Below are 18,248 nucleotides of genomic sequence, written 5' to 3'. Positions count from 1 at the left end.
ACTCCCAACACGACCCGCGACCCGCTTGGTGGCCCCCATTCGGCAGCCAAGGGGCCATGGCAGAGGCGTTGGTCATCGAACTTCCTTGCTGCACTTAGGTAACCGCGCCAGCGGTCTTGAGCTCGATGATGCGGTCCCAGTCGAGACCAAGCTCCAGAAGCACGTCGTCGGTTTGTTCGGCGAACGCGGGCGCCGGTCCCGTGCTCGGTGCGGTGACGTCGAACTGCACTGGGTTCGCTACCAACTCCAGCTCGCCCGCCGTCACGATGTATTCGTTCGCACGGACCTGCGCATCCTGGGCAGCCTGCAGCGTGTCCTGCACCGGCGCCCACGGACCCGCCAGTGTGGCAAAGCGTTCACTCCACTCGGGCAGGGTACGGGTGGCGATGACCTCACCGATGAGCTCGACCGCCTCGGCGGTGTGCTCGGCGATCGACTCGACGGTGGCGAACCGGGGGTCGTCGACGAGGTTGTCGAGGTCGAGGTGATGGCACACGTCGGCCCAGAACTTGGTGGGCTGCAGCATCACGAAGGAGATGTAGCGGTCGTCCTTGGTGCGGTAGACCGACACCAGCGGATTGAATGGCGAACCCTGCACGCCCGGCGGCTGCTGAATCATCAGCTCCTGCAGGTGGCTCGTCAGCGCAATCGTGTGGCCCATCGCCCACAGCCCGCTGCCCAACAGGGACACGTCCACGGTGGACGGTTCGCCCGTGCGCTCCCGCTTGAGCAGCGCCGCGGCGATGCCGCCTGCGAGGTTGGTGCCGGAGATGGTGTCGCCGTACGCCGGACCAGGGGGCCCGATCATGCCCTCCAAGCCCGGCGGAGTGATCGTGGCGGCGGTACCTGCCCGGCACCAGAAGGCGGTCATGTCGTAACCGCCCTTCTCCGCCTCGAGGCCGCGCGGGCCGAGCGCACTGCCGCGCGCATAGATGATGTCGGGGTTGACCGCGCGGATGTCGTCGACGTCGATGCCGAACTTCTTGCGGTGCCCTGGCAGGAAGCTGGTCAGGAACACGTCGGCCCGCTTGGCCAGTTCCAGCAGCACTTCCCGGCCCCCCGGCACGGACATGTCGAGGCCGATGGCTCGCTTGCCGCGATTGGCGTGCTCGATGTTCGGGTTGGGATCGCCCTCGACGCGAAGCATGCCGGTCTGGCGCAGCCCACGCTGCGGGTCACCGGTGACGGCGTGCTCGACCTTGATGACGTCGGCGCCCCACTCGGCCAGCACTGCGCCAGCCGACGGGACGAAGCCGTACATCGCGACTTCGAGAACGCGGATGCCCTCGAGCGGCCCACTCAAGACGTAACCACCGTCGCGTAGGTCTTCGCTTCGAGGAACTCCTCGAGTCCGGCCTTGCCCATCTCCCGGCCGATGCCCGACTGCTTGAATCCGCCGAACGGGCTGTCGGGGCTGAAGTAGTTGCCGCCGTTGATCGAGAACGTGCCGGTACGGATTCGCCGCGCGACCGCCAGCGCCCGCTCCTGACTGCCGAACACCGCACCCGACAGTCCGTAGATCGAGTCGTTGGCGATCCGAACCGCGTCGTCGTCGTCCTCGTACGCGATGACGACGAGCACCGGCCCGAACACCTCGTCCTGGGCGATCTCGGCGTCGGGCGCGACGTCGGTCAGAAGCGTCGGGGTATAGAAGTATCCCGGGTCCTTCTTCTCGCCGCCGGTCACCAGGGTGGCCCCAGCTTGGACGGCGCGCTGGACCATGCCGTCGACCTTGTCGCGCTGCCGCTCGCTGATGAGCGGGCCCATGTAGGTCTTCGGGTCGTTCGGGTCGCCGTAGCGGACGTGGCTGAAGTTGGTCTTGATGAGCTCGACGATCTCGTCGTGGTGCTTGCGGGGTACCAGGACGCGCGACGTCAGCGCGCAGCCCTGACCGGCGTGCGTGACCATGCTGAACGCGGCGAACATCGCGGCGGTGCCGAAGTCGGCGTCGTCGAGCACGATGGCTGCCGACTTGCCGCCGAGCTCAAGGAAGACCTTCTTCAACGTCGCGCTGGCCGCCGACATGATGGCCCGACCGGTGGGCGTCGATCCGGTGAACGTCACCATGTCGACGTCGGGGCTCGTGGTCAACACGGCGCCGACCTCGGGGTCGGACGAGCTGAGCACGTTGACGACGCCGGCGGGGATGTCGGTGTGGTTGGCAATCAACTCACCGAGCGCGAGCGTCACCAAGGGGGTGTCCGGTGCGCCCTTGAGCACGACGGTGCACCCGGCCGCGAGCGCAGGCGCCAGCTTGGCCAGGGCCAGCTGATTGGGGTAGTTGTACGCGATGATGGCCGCGACGACTCCGCCGGCTTCCTTCTCCACCCAGCGGTGGTGCTGCATGCCGCGACTCTCGATGTTTCCGAGGTCTTCGGTCAACGGGTAGGTCTTCAGCAGCTCGGCGTAGTAGCGGACGATCTCGATGGGCTGGTCCAGCTGCGGGCCCTCGGTCAGGGCGGGGGTGGCACCCACCTCGGCGATGGTGAGCGCGGCGAGCTCGTCGCGGTGGTCGATCAGCGCCTGGTGGAACTGCTCGAGGCAACGGACCCGGAGGTCGACGTCCTTCGCCCAGTCGCCGGTGTCGAACGCGCGACGGGCGGCGGCGATGGCGGCCTCGGCGTCGGCGACGGTGCCGTCCGGAGCGTGGCCGAGCACCTCTCCCGTCGCGGGGTTCAACGAGGGGAACGTCCGCTCGGCGTCGACGAGATTTCCGTCGATGAGCATCCGGCGATCGGCTTGTCCGCCGCCCACTCCGTGCGCTGTGCCTGCCGGCCCGTCACCTGCGATCGTTGACGCCTGCGTCACACAACACTCCTCACTGTGATGGAAACTTCATTCTCATCATCGGCGAATCTTACATTCACTGGGTGAGAACACAAGAAAGGCTAGACTACCTAGTCAGTGTGTCATCGCAACCGAGGCGGACCCCTTTTGCCAGTGACGCTGACCGGCCCCTATCTTGCGATATCGGCCATCGCGAGAGTACGGTTCTCATATTCGGAATCGAGATTCTTAGTCTCAGGAACGACCCGGGCTGAGTGACCAGTAGGAGGAGTGCCCACGTGAAGAACGCCGTCGTGACCGGAGGCGGTTCAGGCATCGGTCAGGCGATCGTGAATCGGCTGCGAGCCGACGGTCACCACGTCGCGATCATCGACCTCAAGCCCGGCGACGAAGAGTTCGCGTTCGCCGCCGACGTCACCGATCGAGCCCAGGTGGACGAGGCGCTCGCGGGCATCCGCTCGCAGCTCGGCCCGGTGTCGATCCTCGTCAACGCCGCGGGCCTGGACAGCTTCAAGAAGTTCCACGACGTCTCGTTCGAGCGCTGGCAGCGCGTCATCGACGTCAACCTCAACGGTGTCTTCCACTGCATTCAGGCAGTGCTGCCCGACATGCTCGAAGCCGGCTGGGGCCGCATCGTCAACATCTCGTCCTCGAGCACGCACTCGGGCGCGCCGTACATGTCGCCCTACGTCGCCGCCAAGTCCGCGGTCAACGGGCTGACGAAGACCCTGGCGCTGGAGTACGGCCCGAACGGCATCACCGTCAACGCGGTGCCGCCGGGATTCATCGACACGCCGATGCTGCGCGCCGCTGCCGAGAAGGGCTTCCTCGGCGACATCGACGCGACCATCCAGGCCACCCCGGTGCGTCGCATCGGCACGCCCCAGGACATCGCCGCCGCGTGCGCGTTCCTGATCTCGGAGGAAGCTGGCTACATCACCGGCCAGCTCCTTGGCGTCAACGGCGGACGCAACACCTAGCTCCAGAGACCACACCAGCGAAGGGACAACCAGTGGGACGCGTTTCAGGCAAGGTCGCATTCGTCACGGGCGCGGCGCGGGGTCAAGGCCGCAGCCACGCCGTCCGGCTGGCCGAGGAAGGCGCCGACATCATCGCCGTCGACCTCTGCGAGGACGTCGCGACGATCGGCTACCCCATGGCGACGCCGCAGGACCTCGAGGAGACTGCCGCGTTCGTCGAGAAGACCGGCCAACGCATCTTCACCGCCAAGGCCGACGTGCGCGAGGCGTCGCAGCTCAAGAAGGCGCTCGAAGAGGGCATCGCGCAGCTCGGCGGCCTCGACATCGTGGTCGCCCAAGCCGGCATCGCGGGGATGAAGGGCGAACCGCCGATGCAGGCGTGGACCGACGTCATCAACACCAACCTGATCGGCACCATCAACGCCATTCACGTCGCGCTGCCCCACCTGAAGGAAGGTGCGGCCATCGTGGCCACCGGCTCCACCGCCGCCCTGATGGACGCGCACAACAAGCCCAACCCCGGCGCCGATCCGGGCGGTATGGCCTACATGACGTCCAAGCGGCTGCTGTCGCAGTTCGTGCACGACCTCGCCACCGAGCTGGCGGTCCGCGGCATTCGCGCCAACGTGGTGCACCCCACCAACTGCAACACGGACATGCTGCAGAGCCCGCCGATGTACAAGTCGTTCCGGCCGGACCTGGAGAACCCCACGCGCGCCGACGCCGAGCCGGTGTTCGGAGTCCAGCAGGCCATGAAGGTCAACTTCATCGAGCCCGAGGACATCAGCAACGCCATCCTGTGGCTGGTCTCCGACGAGGCCCGCTACGTGACCGGCATGCAGCTGCGGGTCGACGCCGGCGGCTACCTCAAGTGGTACGACTACCACACCTGAGCACTGAAAGAAATCGGAAGGGGTTGCGATCATGAAGGTTTCGGTTGACGGGACGCGTTGCCAGGGTCACACCCTGTGCTCGATGATCGCGCCCGACTCGTTCGAACTCGACGACGTCGACGGGCACGCATCGCCGGTGTCCGAAGTGGTGCCAGCCGACCAGGAGGCCGCCGTCGAGGAAGCCGCGCACTCTTGCCCCGAACAGGCCATCGTCATCGAATGACGCTGGCGCCCAACACCTAAGCCCGGCCGCCGCCAAGATAGATCAATAGGAGACACCGCCGTGAGCATCGACGACGTCGCCACCGACGACGACCGCAAGAAGCACAGCTACCACTTCGACCGGCACACCCCGGAATATCGCGAACAGTTCGACGAGATCACCGAAGAGATGCAGTCCAAGTGCCCGATGGCCTGGACCGAGGCATACAACGGGCACTGGGTCGCCGCGGATAGCAAGCACGTCTTCGAGCTGGCCCGCTGTCCCGCCGTCTCGAACGACCACGACATCAACGGGGAACGCAAGGGATACCAGGGCATCACCATCCCGAAGGCGCAACGGGCGACGGTGGTCCGCGGCGGCATCCTCGAGATGGACGAGCCAGAGCACAGCACCTACCGCGGCGCGCTGAACCCGTACCTCTCCCCCGCCGCCATCAAACGGTGGCAGCCGTTCGTCGACGAGATCACCCGGGCGGCGCTGGACGAGAAGATCGAATCGGGCCGCATCGACTTCGTCGACGACCTCGCCAACATCGTGCCTGCGGTGCTCACCCTCGCGATGATGGGCATCGAGCTTCAGAAGTGGCCGGTCTACAGCGAACCCGCGCACGCGTCGGTATCCACGCCCGAGCACTCGCCCGACGCCCCGCGCGTCGCGGAGATGAACCGCCAGATGGGCATCGACATGATCACCACGATGATGGAGATCAGGGAGAACCCCCGGCCCGGCCTGGTCAATGCGCTGCTGCAACTGCGCATCGATGGCGAACCCGCTCCCGACATGGAGATTCTGGGCAACCTCGGGCTCATCATCGGCGGCGGCTTCGACACCACCACCGCGCTGACCGCGCACTCCCTGGAGTGGCTGTCGGAGCACCCGGACAAGCGCGAGCTGCTCAGCCGCGAGCGCGACACCTTGCTCAACCCTGCCACCGAAGAGTTCCTGCGCTTCTACACGCCTGCACCGGGCGACGGCCGCACCTTCTCCGCGGACGTCGAGGTCGAAGGCCAGCAGTTCAAAGAGGGCGAGCGACTCTGGATCTCCTGGGCGATGGCCAACCGCGACCCTTCGGTGTTCAACGAGCCCAACGAGCTCATCATGGACCGGAAGGGCAACCGGCACTTCAGCTTCGGCATCGGCGTGCACCGCTGCGTCGGTTCGAACGTCGCGCGGACCGTGTTCAAGTCGATGCTGACCGCCGTGCTCGACCGGATGCCCGACTACGTGTGCGATCCCGAGGGCACCGAGCACTACGAGACCATCGGCGTCATCCAGGGGATGAAGCACCTGCCCGCGACGTTCACGCCGAGCAAGCCGCTGGGCCCAGGACTCGACGAGACGCTGAAGAACCTGCAGCGCATCTGCGACGAGCAGCAACCCGCGAGGCCCATCACCGAGCACAAGGACGCCGTCGTCATCGACTGACTGACCAAACTGTCCGTATCTCCGCGAGCGCGCGTGTCTGCGGGCGACACGCCGCTCAGAAACCGGAGTTTGCGCGCGCTCGCCGCGGACGCACATCGGGGTCAGGCTCCACGAACCGCCCCATGGCACTACCTTGGCGACGGTGTCCGAGTCCCGTTCGTTCCCCAGGGGAATGGCGCTGCTGGTGGCCGGCGCCTTCTTCATGGAGATCCTCGACGCGACGATCATCGCGCCCGCGATCCCGCTGATCGCCGACTCGCTGGGAGTTCAGGCCGTCGACGTCAACGTCGCGATCTCGGCCTATCTGGTCACCGTGGCCGTGCTGATCCCGGCCGCCGGGTGGCTGGCCGACCGCTTCGGCATCCGCCGGGTGTTCATCGCCGCGATCGCGGTGTTCACCATCGCCTCCGTCGGGTGCGCGGCGGCGGTATCGCTGCCAATGCTGGTCGCCATGCGCGTGCTGCAGGGCGTCGGCGGCGCGATGATGGTGCCGGTCGGCAGGTTGGCGGTGCTTCGCGGCTCCGACAAGTCCGATCTGGTCCGCGCGATCGCGCTGCTGACGTGGCCGGCGCTGGCCGCACCCATCCTCGCCGTCAGCCTCGGCGGGGCGATCGTCACTGTTGGATCGTGGCGGTGGATCTTCCTGATCAACATCCCGATCGGCATCGCGGGGTTCCTGTTGGCACTCAAGTTGATTCGGGGTGCGCCGGCGGCGAGTGTCCGACCGCTGGACTGGCGTGGCCTGCTGGCGCTGGGGCTCGGCATCGGCGCGGCGTTGCTCACCCTGGAGCACATTCGGCAGAGCGGCACACCCTGGGGTTGGGTCGCCGCAGGCGCTGCGTTCGCCGCGGCTCTGGGCGGCTGGTCGGTTCGGCACCTGATGCGCGCTCCTGATCCGCTGGTCCAGCTGGGCGTATTGCGGGTGCGCACCCTGCGGATCACGGTGTCGGCGGGATCGCTGTACCGCGCGGTGATCGTCGCGGTCCCGTTCCTGCTGCCGCTGCAGTTTCAACTCGAATTCGGCTGGACCCCATTGGCGGCCGGGCTCGTGGTCGCGGCGCTATTCCTCGGCAACCTCACCATCAAGCCGGCGACCACCCCGCTGATGCGGCGATTCGGGATCCGACGCGTGCTGCTCGTCAACGGCGTCGCCTCCATCGGATGCTTCGCGCTGCTGGCGTTGCTGCATCCGGGCCTGCCCATTGCGGTGATCGTGGTCGTTCTCTACGTCAGCGGTGCCCTGCGCTCGATCGGCTTCACCGCCTACAACAGCCTGGCGTTCGCCGACGTCGAGGGCGATGAGCTCACGCACGCCAACACCCTCAACGCGTCGGTGCAGGAACTCGCGTCGGGTCTCGGCATCGCGGTCGCAGCCCTGGTGCTCAGCCTGATCGCGTCGTACCCGCTGACCTACCTGCTGCTCGGTGCGCTGATGGCCGTGACCCTCGTCGAGTCGATCCGCCTGCCCGGCGACGCCGGGGCCCACGTGAGTCGGCCGGCGTAAGTTGCCGCAGGCTCGTGTCAGCGGGTGCCGCTCCTCGCGAACTCGGCGATGGCGTCGATGTTCGATGGGTCGATGAACGCAGGACCGGTCAGCGTGGGCTCACCACCGCCGATGACGTTGCGGTTGTTGAGATAGAGCCACAGCGCGTCCACGGCGAGGTAACCCTGGAGGAACGGCTGCTGATCGACGGCCCACTGCACCTTGCCCGATTTGATGGCGTCGACGAGCTCGGCGTTGGTGTCGAAGGTGCCGATCCGCGCACTGCTGTGCGCACCGGCGGCGGACTGCACCGCCGTCAGCGCGATCGGAGCGCCCAGGGTGACCAGGTAGTCGATCGAGGGATCCTGCTGCAGTTTGGCGGTGATGGTGGATTGCACGGACGGCATGTCGGTGCCGTTGACGTTGAGGTTCTCTACCGCGCCACCAAAGCCGGCCTTGACACCGGCGCAACGAGATTCGAGCGCGACGTTGCCTTGGTCCTGGATGACGCAGACGACCTTCTTCGCGCCCTCGGCGGCCAGCCGCTTGCCCGCTGCCTCACCGGAGATCTTCTCGTCCTGCCCGAAGTACGCCTTGGCGCCCATGCGCTGCCACGCGTCGATGCCCGCGTTGAACGCCACCACCGGCATGCCCGCCTTGATCGCGGCACTGACACCGGGTTCGAGCGCCTCGGGCCGGGCGAGCGTGACCGCGAGCGCGTCGACCTTGCTGTCGACGGCGTTTTGGACGAGGTTGGCTTGATCGGGCCCCTGAAGCTCCGACGAGTACTTCAGGTCGATGTTGTCCTTGGCGGCTGCGGTCTCGGCGCCCTTCCGGATCAGATCCCAGAACGTGTCCCCCGGCGGGCCGTGAGTGACCATGGCGACGGTGAAGCGCGGAGTGTCGGCGTGCCCCGCGGCCATGCCGCTACCGGAGCTGCTTGGCTTGCCGCCGGTGCTCGAGCACGCGCTCAGGATCAGCAACGCGCTGAATGCCACCGTCGCGGCCCGAAACGTGCGGCCTACCCGCCTGGATTGAACGGTCATGTTCGTACTCTCTTTCACTGGTCAGCCGACGAGGGCGGAGTTGGCGGCTTTGAGGGTTTCGGCGGCGACCCGCAGACCTTCGAGCTGGCCGAGCTCAACGTCCTCGTGCTCGATGTTGACGGCCATGTCCGGATCGACGGCCTCGAGCGCTTGCAGGAACCGTGCCCAGAACTGCGTGTCGTGTCCGCGGCCGACGGCCACGAAGTCCCATGCGGAGTCCTCTGGCCACTTGTTCACCACGTGACGCCCCCCGAGCCCAGTCGGATTCTGGTCCAACGGGATTCGGGTGAACCGCTCGTCGAGGACTCCATAGATCTTGCAGTTGTCGTTGATGCGGGTGTCCTTGGCGGCGGCGTGGAACACTAGCGGCCCCAGCCATTCGATGGCCGCGATCGGATCGATGCCTTGCCAGAACAGATGGGACGGATCCAGCTCGGCACCGACGTTGGTGGCGCCGACTCGCTCGACGAGGCGACGCATCGTCGGCGGGTTGAAGACCAGGTTCTGCGGGTGCATCTCAATGGCGACCTTGACGCCGTGCTCACGGGCCAATGCGTCGATCTCGGTCCAGAAGGGAACGGCGACTTCGTCCCACTGGTAGTCCAGTGAGTCCAGGTAGCCGGAGTCCCAGGTGTTGACGTGCCACGCGGGCCACTGCCCGCCAGGGTGCGCGTGCGGCAGCCCCGACATGGTCACCACCCGATCGACTCCGAGCAGTCCGGCCACGCGGATGGCGTTGCGCAGATCCTCGGCGTCGTCTGGTCCGACCTCGGGGTCGGGATGCAGCGGATTGCCGTTGCAGTTCAGTCCGGCGATCGACACTCCGGTGCCGTCGAAGGTGGCCAGATAATCCTCCGGCGCCACCTCACCATTCAGCAGCGCGTTGACGGGAAGGTGTGGGGCGGGCAGGAATCCGCCTGCGTTGAGCTCCGCTCCGGTCAGGCCGAGGGAGGCGATGACCTCGAGCGCCTCGCGCAATGGCCGGTCGTGCAGGATCGCGGTGTAGACACCGAGCTTCATGTTCTGTGACTCCTTGCTTTCAGAGGACCTTGACGGCGGCGCCGCCTGATTGGGCGGATTCGGTGATGGCGGCAACGACGCGCAGGCCATGCAGCCCGGCGTCGAATCCGGGCAGTGGTCCCAGGTCGCCGATGCCGGCGATCTGGTCGAGGAAGGCCCGGGTCTGGTACGAGAACAGGTCGGCGACACCGTGCCCGACGCCGCCCGCATCCATGGGCAGACCGCCGCGGATGTACGGGTGGTCGGGCCCGACGAGCACCCGGCGCGGTCCGGCCAACACAGCGCGGTCCTCCGCCGTCGAGATCTCGAACTCGGCGGCGCGGTGCAGGTTCCACGCCGCCGAGCCTGCGGACGCGAACAGCTCGAAGCCCAGACCGTCGGGCAGGTCGTGGGCCACCCGCGACGCGGAGAACGTGCCGACGGCGCCGTTGGCGAAGGTGGCGGTGAACGTCGCGACGTCCTCGTTCTCGACCGGCGCGAGCTCGTCGCTCACCGCAGCCTTGGTATGTCCGTAGGTGACCCCCAACGGAACGGGGCGCTCCGCGATGAGCGTCGCGAAGGCCGCTCCCCCGACCTCGGCGATGGGTCCGCAGACGAACTCACTCAGGTCGATGAGATGACTGCCGACGTCGGCGAGGGCACCCGTTCCCGGGCCGCCACGGTAACGCCAGGTGATCGGCCCGGTGGGGTCGAGCGCGTAGTCGCACCAGTAGTGCCCGTTGAAGTGGACGAGGTCGCCGATCGTCCCGGCGCTGAGTTCGCGGCGGATCTGTTCCACCGCGGGCGAACGGCGGTAGGTGTAGCCGACGGCCGTCACCCGGTCCGACTGCTCGGCCGCGGCGACCATGGCCTCGGCGTCACCGAGCGATCCTGCCAGCGGCTTCTCGCAGAGTACGTGCTTGCCCGCGGCCAGCAGGCCTTCGACGATCTCGCGGTGCAGGTGGTTGGCGACGACAACGCTGACGGCATCGACGTCGGGCGCCTCGGCGACGGCCCGCCAGTCGTACTCCGCGCGCTCGTAGCCGTACCGGCGGGCCGTGTCCTCGGCGACGGCGGCGTTGGTGTCGGCGATCGCCACCAGCCGGACGTCTGGCCGATCCGTTCCGAACAACGTGGTGGCTGCGCGGTATCCGGCGGCGTGGGCACGCCCCGCCATGCCGCCTCCGATGACGGCGACCCCGATGGATTGATTCGTCACTGTCTGCAACTCCTAGTCTCGACGCGGTCGCTCCGTGCGGCGAAGGCGACACGGATCTCCGCTTTGTTTAGTCCGGTCTACTAGACCGGTCTAGTAGCGCTACTATGAGCGCTGTCACATCCGGCTGTCAACCCCTGCCGGCATTCACGGAAACGAGGTGCGCGTGACTAGGGACGACGCTCGGCCCACCATGGCCGACATCGCCGCGCGAGTCGGCGTGTCCAAGGCGCTGGTGTCGCTGGTCTTCCGCAACGCCGCAGGCCCGAGCGCGGAGACACGCAAACGGGTGCTGGCGGCCGCAGACGAACTCGGCTACCGGGTGAACCGGACGGCCGCCATGATGACCGCCAGACGCTCACACCACATCGGCGTAACGATCAACATACGCAACAGTTTTCATACCGAGATCGCCGAGAAGATCGTCGCCGCGGCCGACCGCGCCGGCTACGAGGTCGTGCTCGGCGCCATCACCCCTACACACGGCGAGGCGAAGGTGATCGACACCCTGCTGGACTTCCGCTGCGAGGGCCTACTCCTGCTCGGACCCGAGCTGCCCACCGAGAAGCTAACCGCACTCGGCAAGCAGTTGCCGTCGGTGGTCATCGGACGACGCGTGCGTGCCAACACGCTCGACGTCGTGCGTACGGCCGATGCCCGCGGCATCGGACAGGTGGTCGACTACCTCGTCGAGCTCGGCCACCGCGACGTCGTGCACGTCTCGGGCGGATCGGGTGTCATCGCCGCCGATCGTCGCAACGGCTACTTGCGGGCCATGCGCAAGAACGGTCTGGACGCACACGCCGACGTGATCGAGGGCGATTTCACCGAGTCCGTGGGAATCGTTGCGGCGCAACGACTGCTGGCAACCGAGCTGCCGACTGCCATCGTGTGCGCCAACGATCGGGTGGCGGTCGGCGTCGTCGACGCGCTGCGCCGCGCCGGTGTCGACGTCCCCGGCGGCGTCTCGGTCACCGGCTACGACGACAGCATGCTGGCGCAGCTGGGCCACATCGACCTCACGTCCGTCAACCAGAAACCCACCGAGCAGGCCGACAACGCCGTCGCGGCCGTGGTCGACCGACTCGACAACGGCCGCACCGACGCTCAGTCCGCGGTGCTGACTCCGCAGTTGGTCGTGCGCACCTCGACGGCCCCACCTCGCGACGCTGCTACCGCGGGCGGGGCAACCCCAGCACCTGTTGCGCGATGATGTTGCGCTGAATCTCCGACGTGCCGCCCGCGATGGTGCCCGAGAAGCTGCGCGCGTACCGCTCGAACCAGCTGGCGAAGTAGTGGTCCAGGTTCATGTGCGCGTACGGGCCCGTCGTCGTCGGATGCAGCAATCCGTCCGACCCCGCCGACGACAGCGCCAGGTCGCTCACCCGCATCTCGGCGTCCGCACCGAAAAGCTTCGGAATCGACACCGACGCGACGTCGACCTCCCCGCGGGAAGCCTTGGCCAGCCCGACCGATCCGAGCAACCGCAGCGCCTGGTAGTCCATGATCGAGCTTGCGTACTGGTCGCGCTCGATGTCGTTGGAGGGCCGAAAGTCCGCAATGACGTTGGCGATTCGGTCGGCGAACCCGAGCCACATCATGGTGCGCTCGTGGCCGAGCGATCCGTTGGCCACTCCCCAGCCACCGTTGAGCGGACCGACGAGGTTCTCGGCGGGCACCACGACGTCGGTGAAGAAGACCTCGTTGAAGTCCTTGTTCTCCTCGCCACAGAGGTCGGCGAACGGGCGACGGACCACCCCGGGCGTATCGGTCGGGATGATCAGCACGCTGATGCCCTTGTGCTTGGGCGCGTCGGGATCGGTGCGCACGAACGTCAACAGGTAGTCGGCGTCGTGGGCGCCCGACGTCCACACCTTCTGACCGTTGACGACGAAGGTGTCGCCATCGCGAACGGCCCTGGTGCGCAACGATGCGAGGTCTGAGCCGGCACTCGGTTCGCTCATGCCCAGCGACGCGGTCAGCTCACCCTTGAGCACCGGCACGGCCCAGCGGTGCTTCTGCTCGTCGGTGCCGAACGTCAGCAGGGATGCGGCGATGATGTTGACGCCCTGCGGGTTGAAGCTGTGGTAGATCCGCCGCTTGCACAGCTCCTCGAGATGCACGTACGTCTGCAACACCGTGGCGTTGCGGCCACCGAACTCCGGCGGCTGGGCGGGCAGCAGCCAACCGTTGTCGAACAGCAGGCGCTGCCAGTCACGCGCCCACTGCGGCATGTGCGACACCGAGCGCGGCCGCTCGAGCGTCTCGGCCGCCGACGGCAGGTGGGCGTCGAGGAAGGCGGAGAACTCCGCACGGAACGCCTCGACGTCAGAATCAAATGAGAGTTGCATCGAACTCCTCCGCGATCATCGCGCGGTGCTCAGCGGCGCCGCCCAGCATCAACTCACCGGCCTTGGCCCGCTTGAGCGCGAACTGAAGGTCGTTCTCCCAGGTGAAGCCCATGGCGCCGAACGTCTGCAGGCCGTGGCGGAACACCAGCGCCTGGCATTCCCCTGCCGACGCCTTGGCCATCGCCGCCGCAATGCGTCGCCGTGGGTCGTCGGCCGCGATGGTGAGCGCCGAGAAGTAGGACAGCGCACGGGCCCGCTCGATCGCGACGTGCATGTCGGCGGCCTTGTGCTGAATGGCTTGGAAGGACCCGATCGGCACACCGAACTGCTGACGGCTCTTCGCGTGTTCGAGTGCCAGCTCGAGGATGCGCTGGCATGCCCCGACCATGGTGATGGCCATCCCCATCAGGGCGACGTGGCGGGCACGTTCCGGATCGACGGGCAGCCGTTCGGAGTCGGCGACGTGAACGCCGACGAGCGACACTTCGGCGACGTGCAGCACCGGATCGAAAACGTCGACGCGCCTGGCGGTGACGTCATCGGCCTCGATCAGGAAGACACCTGCCGCGGTCACGACGGCGAGCCGCTCCGCGCGGTCGCCGTCGAGCACGAAGCGGTCCGTGCCCGTCAGCACCCAGCCGTCGGCGTCGCGGATTGCGCTGACACCGCTGTACACGGCCGCCCCCGAGCGCAGCGGATCGAAGCGATCGCCCACGAGGGGGCCGTATTGAGTCAGGGTGGCCAGGTATGGGGTGGGGTCGGTGGCCCGTCCGAGCTCCTCCAGCACGATGGCCAGCTCGACGGCGTTCTCGGGGTCCGTCAGCTCGGTCCACCCGGCGTCGGCGTAGACCTTCCACAGGGGCAGCGGGTCGGCGCCGTCCTCGGCGACGCTGCGAACCAACGTCGCCGGACAGTGCTTGCCGACGGCGTCGCGCACCGTCTCCTGCCATAACCGCTGATCAGCATCGAACTCGAGTAACACTCGACCGCCTCCTGTGACCGCTCGCGTTTCCCGGTGAGAATATCATTCTCATGATTGGTGTCAGCATTCTCCCCTAGCGGGTGACCCTTTTCCGCTGACCGCCGCTGTACGGGTGACCAGCAGACACGCTCACCAGCACGTTCACCAACCAGCTGGTTGAGAACATTATTCTTGCGAATGAAGAACAACGATCTACACTGAGGGCAGTTCCGGTGACGCCCGCCCGGAAGAACAGCTACGGACGGATTGGCGCGAAGTGACCGTGCAGATACCCAGCGACGGGGCGGGTGGCGTCGTCACGACCCCCGTCATCGACGCCAGCGTGCACATCTTCTGCAAGTCCAACAAAGAGTTGCGCGGCACATTCATGCGCGAGCCGTTCTCGAGCCGCGGCTTCCCTGACTACGAGATGGACTGGTACGGCGCACCCGGCGGCGAGTACCTCAAGGGCGCCCGCGGACCCGACCGCCAATACCCCGGGTCGGATCCTGAGCTCGTCGCCGCGGAGCTGTTCGACAAGCGCGGCGTGGACGTTGCGATCCTGCATCCGATGACCCGCGGAATCATGCCCGACCGGCACCTCGGCACCGCGATCGCCGCGGGACACAACGAGATGATGGTGACCCGGTGGCTCGACGGGGAATTCGGCGAGAAGTTCCGTGGCACCATCCGCGTCAACCCCGACGACGTCGCGGGAGCGCTGCGCGAGATTGCGAAGTACAAGGACCATCCACGCGTCGTTCAGATTGGCATCCCGCTGCAGTCGCGTGAGCTCTATGGCAAGCCGCAGTTCTGGCCGCTGTGGGACGCCGCCGCCGAGGCGAACCTCCCGGTGGCCGTGCACATCGAGGTCGGTGCTGGAATCGCCTTCCCGCCAACGCCTTCCGGCAAGGCCCGCACCTACGAACAGTACCTGTCGTTCATGGCGCTGAACTACCTGTACCACCTGATGAACATGATCGCCGAGGGCGTGTTCGAGCGGACGCCGACACTGAAGTTCGTCTGGGCCGACGGCGCCGCCGACCTGCTGACGCCGTTCATGTGGCGGATGGACTGCTTCGGCCGGCCGCACCTCGAGCAGACGCCGTGGGCGCCCAAGATGCCCAGCGACTACCTGCCGGGACACGTCTACTTCGTGCAGGGCAGTCTCGACGGGCCAGGCGACACCGACTTCGCCGGCGAGTGGTTCTCCTTCACCGGCAAGGAGGACATGACGATGTTCGGCTCGAGCTACCCGCATTGGGACAGCAACACATTGACGGTGCCGAGCTCCTACACGGCCGAGCAGCGGGACAAGCTGTGCTGGCGAAACGCCGCAGAGTTGTACGGCATAGAAAGTCCAGTCATTCCGTCCGCCATTGCGGCACAGTAGAGGGAGCGAGGAGGCCACATGACCATTACCGGGTCAGCGACAACCAATCCACGGGTGCCTGCCGCCGAACGCATCGCCGTGCGGTGCGTCGACTCCGACGTCCATCCCATGCCGCGGCGCGGCGAACTGGTCGAGTACATCCCAGAACCGTGGCGCAGCAAGTACTTCACCAACCACCCCGTTGGGGACCAGATCTATTACGATGCACCGGATTACGCACACTCGTACGCCATGCGCGTCGACAGCTTCCCGCCGGACGGCGAGTTTGCGTGCAGCGATCCCGACATGGCGTTGCGGCAGCTGATCATGGAGGCCGGCTCCGACATCGCGATCCTGGAGCCCACACACGGCGAATCCCGGTTGGCCGAAGCCACTCAGGCGTACTGCATCGCCACCAATTCCTGGCTGGCCGACAACTGGCTGGACAGCCACAACAACTGGCACGAGCGGTGGCGCGGTTCGATCTGCGTGGCCATCGAGGATCCGGTCGGCACCGTCGGCGAGATCGAGAAGTGGGCCGAACACCCCTACATGTCGCAGATCCTGATCAAGGCCGAGCCGCGGCCGTCATGGGGCGACCCGATGTACGACCCGATCTGGGCGGCGGCCACCAAGTACGACATGCCGGTGAGCTGCCACCTCTCCCGCGGTGTCTACGAGACGCTGCCCATCCCGCCGGTCGGCCTGCCGAGCTACAACCACGACTTCATGGTCACCTACTCACTGCTGGCGGCCAACCAGGTGATGAGCCTGATCTTCGACGGCACGTTCGACCGCCACCCCACCCTGAAGATCGTGTTCATCGAGCACGCGTTCAGCTGGATCCTGCCGCTGATGTGGCGCATGGACGCCATCTACGCCAAGCGCAAGTCATGGATGGAGATCAAGCGCAAGCCCAGCGAGTACGTCAAGGACCACATCAAGTTCACCACCCAACCGCTCGACTATCCCGAGGACAAGACGGAACTCTCCCGGGCCTTCGAGTGGATGGACTGCGAGAAGATCCTGCTCTACAGCAGCGACTACCCGCACTGGACGTTCGACGACCCCCGCTGGCTGGTCAAGCACCTGCCCGAGCACGCTCGCGAGGCCATCATGTTCCGCAACGGCATCGAGACCTACAAGCTCCCCGACACCGTGCCGGTGCTCGAGGGCCAGGTCCGGGTGTTCTGAACTAGTGACCGAACCGAAGACGCCCCGACTCGCGCAGGGGCGGGAACACGTCGTCGCCACGGTTGACGAAATCCCGCCGGGCACACACAAACTGGTGCCGATCGGACGGCACGGTGTTGGCGTGTACAACGTCAACGGCACGTTCTACGCCATTGCCAACTACTGCCCGCACGAGGGTGGCCCGCTGTGTTCGGGCCGTGCCCGCGGCCGCAACGTCGTCGACGCGAACGTGCCCGGCGACGCCGTGATGGTCCGCGACATGGAGTTCATCTTCTGCCCCTGGCACCAATGGGGTTTCGAGCTCGCCACGGGGACCACCGCGGTCAAGCCCGAGTGGAGCATCCGCACCTACCCCGTCCGGGTCGTCGGCGACGACGTCCTCGTCCAGGCCTGAAGCCGGATTTCGAGCCCCCAAAAATCGGAGAGAAGTTGCCCAACAAGAAGATCGAGATCAATGGCGGCAACGTCGTCTACGAGATCCTCGGTTCCAAGAACACAGCGGGCGATCATATTGTTTTGACCCCAGGCGGTCGCTTCAGCAAGGACATCCCTGGGCTGAAACCCCTTGCGCGGGCACTGGTCAAGGGTGGCTACCGCGTCCTGCTGTGGGACCGGCCGAACTGCGGCAAGTCGGACGTACAGTTCTACGGCAAGAGTGAATCCCACATGCGCGCCGACACGTTGCAGCAGCTGATCACGAAATTGGACATCGGCCCTTGCATCATCGCGGGCGGTTCCGGTGGGGCCCGCGACTCGATGCTCACCACCATGCTCTATCCCGAGCTGGTCACCAAGCTGGTGGTGTGGAACATCGTCGGCGGGGTCTACGGCTCGTTCGTGCTTGGCGGGCACTACGTAGTGCCGAGCATCCTGGCGGTGCGGGGCGCCGGCATCAACGGTCTGCTGCACGTCGGCGAGTGGAAGCAGCGCATTGAAGAGAATCCGGAGAACCTGGACCGAATCCGCGCGCTCGACGCCGACGACTTCCTCAAGGTGATGCTGCGCTGGCTCAACGCGTTCGTCTCCAAGCCGGGCCAGACGATCCCCGGTGTCGAGGACTACATGTTCGACGACATCAAGGTTCCGACGTTGATCATTAGGGGCGGCGAGGACGACTGGGACCATCCGAAGCGGACATCGCTCGAAGTGAGTTGCCTCATCAAGGGCTCCAAGCTGATCGATCCACCGTGGCCGGAGGACGCGTGGGAGCGCGCGGGCGAGAAGTTCGCCGCCAGTGGGGGAAAGAAGTTCTGCCTCTTCGACACGTGGGTGCAGGCCGCGCCGCCGATCCTGGACTTCCTGGACAGCTGATGGCGTG

The 18,248-nt window shown here is 66.5% G+C and carries 17 protein-coding genes; 10 read left to right on the top strand and 7 right to left on the bottom strand.

The window, feature by feature from the left end:
• Window positions 1–94 precede the first annotated feature (94 nt).
• Complete coding sequence (locus tag SLQ33_RS22565; RefSeq protein ID WP_319456103.1) at window positions 95–1,303, bottom strand: CoA transferase; 1,209 nt, start codon at window positions 1,301–1,303, stop codon at window positions 95–97.
• Window positions 1,300–2,727 carry an aldehyde dehydrogenase family protein gene (locus SLQ33_RS22560; RefSeq protein WP_319456251.1) on the bottom strand — a complete coding sequence of 476 codons (1,428 nt, stop codon included), beginning with the start codon at window positions 2,725–2,727 and terminating at the stop codon, window positions 1,300–1,302. Before SLQ33_RS22560 ends, SLQ33_RS22565 begins: the two co-directional genes overlap by 4 nt.
• Window positions 2,728–3,065: 338 nt before the next feature.
• Here SLQ33_RS22560 and SLQ33_RS22555 point away from each other — a divergent pair, with 338 nt between their 5' ends.
• The 5 genes from SLQ33_RS22555 (at window position 3,066) to SLQ33_RS22535 (ending at window position 7,812) form a co-directional block, all read left to right on the top strand.
• Window positions 3,066–3,767: an SDR family NAD(P)-dependent oxidoreductase gene (locus SLQ33_RS22555; RefSeq protein ID WP_319456102.1), complete on the top strand. Its 702-nt coding sequence runs from the start codon at window positions 3,066–3,068 to the stop codon at window positions 3,765–3,767.
• Between the two features lie 32 nt (window positions 3,768–3,799).
• Window positions 3,800–4,660 carry a mycofactocin-coupled SDR family oxidoreductase gene (locus tag SLQ33_RS22550; RefSeq protein ID WP_319456101.1) on the top strand — a complete coding sequence of 287 codons (861 nt, stop codon included), beginning with the start codon at window positions 3,800–3,802 and terminating at the stop codon, window positions 4,658–4,660.
• Window positions 4,661–4,691: 31 nt separating this feature from the next.
• Window positions 4,692–4,883 (top strand): ferredoxin, encoded by a 192-nt coding sequence (locus SLQ33_RS22545; RefSeq protein ID WP_319456100.1) that lies wholly within the window; start codon window positions 4,692–4,694, stop codon window positions 4,881–4,883.
• A gap of 60 nt (window positions 4,884–4,943) precedes the next feature.
• A complete protein-coding gene (locus SLQ33_RS22540; RefSeq protein WP_319456099.1) occupies window positions 4,944–6,308 on the top strand; it encodes a cytochrome P450 in 1,365 nt (454 codons plus the stop codon).
• A 172-nt stretch (window positions 6,309–6,480) separates the two neighbouring features.
• The gene (locus SLQ33_RS22535) at window positions 6,481–7,812 is read left to right on the top strand and encodes an MFS transporter (protein WP_319456250.1); all 1,332 of its coding nucleotides are present in this window, start codon (window positions 6,481–6,483) and stop codon (window positions 7,810–7,812) included.
• 17 nt (window positions 7,813–7,829) lie between these two features.
• Here the strand turns inward: SLQ33_RS22535 and SLQ33_RS22530 are convergent, their stop codons facing one another.
• The 3 genes from SLQ33_RS22530 to SLQ33_RS22520 are packed head-to-tail and all read right to left on the bottom strand — an operon-like array spanning window position 7,830 to window position 11,055.
• The gene (locus tag SLQ33_RS22530) at window positions 7,830–8,837 is read right to left on the bottom strand and encodes a sugar ABC transporter substrate-binding protein (protein ID WP_319456098.1); all 1,008 of its coding nucleotides are present in this window, start codon (window positions 8,835–8,837) and stop codon (window positions 7,830–7,832) included.
• Between the two features lie 21 nt (window positions 8,838–8,858).
• Entirely contained in the window at window positions 8,859–9,857 is a 999-nt protein-coding gene (locus SLQ33_RS22525) for a sugar phosphate isomerase/epimerase (protein ID WP_319456097.1), read from the bottom strand.
• 19 nt (window positions 9,858–9,876) lie between these two features.
• Window positions 9,877–11,055, bottom strand: coding sequence for a Gfo/Idh/MocA family oxidoreductase (locus SLQ33_RS22520; protein WP_319456096.1), 1,179 nt, complete (start codon window positions 11,053–11,055; stop codon window positions 9,877–9,879).
• A gap of 190 nt (window positions 11,056–11,245) precedes the next feature.
• On the opposite strand from SLQ33_RS22520, the gene SLQ33_RS22515 reads away from it, so the two are divergent.
• A complete protein-coding gene (locus SLQ33_RS22515; protein ID WP_319456249.1) occupies window positions 11,246–12,265 on the top strand; it encodes a LacI family DNA-binding transcriptional regulator in 1,020 nt (339 codons plus the stop codon).
• Here the strand turns inward: SLQ33_RS22515 and SLQ33_RS22510 are convergent.
• Together SLQ33_RS22510 and SLQ33_RS22505 are read right to left on the bottom strand one after the other, a co-directional pair.
• Window positions 12,225–13,403: an acyl-CoA dehydrogenase family protein gene (locus tag SLQ33_RS22510; protein WP_319456095.1), complete on the bottom strand. Its 1,179-nt coding sequence runs from the start codon at window positions 13,401–13,403 to the stop codon at window positions 12,225–12,227. The genes SLQ33_RS22515 and SLQ33_RS22510 overlap by 41 nt on opposite strands.
• Entirely contained in the window at window positions 13,387–14,385 is a 999-nt protein-coding gene (locus SLQ33_RS22505) for an acyl-CoA dehydrogenase family protein (protein WP_319456094.1), read from the bottom strand. The genes SLQ33_RS22510 and SLQ33_RS22505 overlap by 17 nt, the downstream gene beginning before the upstream one ends.
• Before the next feature lie 262 nt (window positions 14,386–14,647).
• Here SLQ33_RS22505 and SLQ33_RS22500 point away from each other — a divergent pair, with 262 nt between their 5' ends.
• From SLQ33_RS22500 to SLQ33_RS22485, 4 genes are read left to right on the top strand one after another with little or no spacing between them, the layout of a single operon-like run.
• On the top strand, window positions 14,648–15,757 hold the full coding sequence (locus SLQ33_RS22500; protein ID WP_319456248.1) for an amidohydrolase family protein: 1,110 nt from the start codon (window positions 14,648–14,650) through the stop codon (window positions 15,755–15,757).
• 18 nt (window positions 15,758–15,775) lie between these two features.
• Complete coding sequence (locus tag SLQ33_RS22495; protein ID WP_319456093.1) at window positions 15,776–16,930, top strand: amidohydrolase family protein; 1,155 nt, start codon at window positions 15,776–15,778, stop codon at window positions 16,928–16,930.
• A gap of 4 nt (window positions 16,931–16,934) precedes the next feature.
• Window positions 16,935–17,324 (top strand): Rieske (2Fe-2S) protein, encoded by a 390-nt coding sequence (locus SLQ33_RS22490; protein WP_319456092.1) that lies wholly within the window; start codon window positions 16,935–16,937, stop codon window positions 17,322–17,324.
• Window positions 17,325–17,359: 35 nt separating this feature from the next.
• Complete coding sequence (locus SLQ33_RS22485; protein WP_319456091.1) at window positions 17,360–18,241, top strand: alpha/beta hydrolase; 882 nt, start codon at window positions 17,360–17,362, stop codon at window positions 18,239–18,241.
• Window positions 18,242–18,248 lie beyond the last annotated feature (7 nt).

Source organism: Mycobacterium sp. RTGN6 (assembly GCF_033804605.1).
Lineage (GTDB): Bacteria > Actinomycetota > Actinomycetes > Mycobacteriales > Mycobacteriaceae > Mycobacterium.
Note: the sequence above shows the minus strand (reverse complement) of the source record. Positions and strands in the feature narration are given on the sequence as shown.

Coding starts and splice junctions, on each gene's coding strand:
- SLQ33_RS22560 (WP_319456251.1), bottom strand. CDS start 2,727: ATGCTCATCGACGGAAATCTCGTCGACGCCGAGCGGACGTTCCCCTCG.
- SLQ33_RS22545 (WP_319456100.1), top strand. CDS start 4,692: ATGAAGGTTTCGGTTGACGGGACGCGTTGCCAGGGTCACACCCTGTGC.
- SLQ33_RS22535 (WP_319456250.1), top strand. CDS start 6,481: ATGGCGCTGCTGGTGGCCGGCGCCTTCTTCATGGAGATCCTCGACGCG.
- SLQ33_RS22530 (WP_319456098.1), bottom strand. CDS start 8,837: ATGACCGTTCAATCCAGGCGGGTAGGCCGCACGTTTCGGGCCGCGACG.
- SLQ33_RS22525 (WP_319456097.1), bottom strand. CDS start 9,857: ATGAAGCTCGGTGTCTACACCGCGATCCTGCACGACCGGCCATTGCGC.
- SLQ33_RS22515 (WP_319456249.1), top strand. CDS start 11,246: ATGGCCGACATCGCCGCGCGAGTCGGCGTGTCCAAGGCGCTGGTGTCG.
- SLQ33_RS22510 (WP_319456095.1), bottom strand. CDS start 13,403: ATGCAACTCTCATTTGATTCTGACGTCGAGGCGTTCCGTGCGGAGTTC.
- SLQ33_RS22495 (WP_319456093.1), top strand. CDS start 15,776: ATGACCATTACCGGGTCAGCGACAACCAATCCACGGGTGCCTGCCGCC.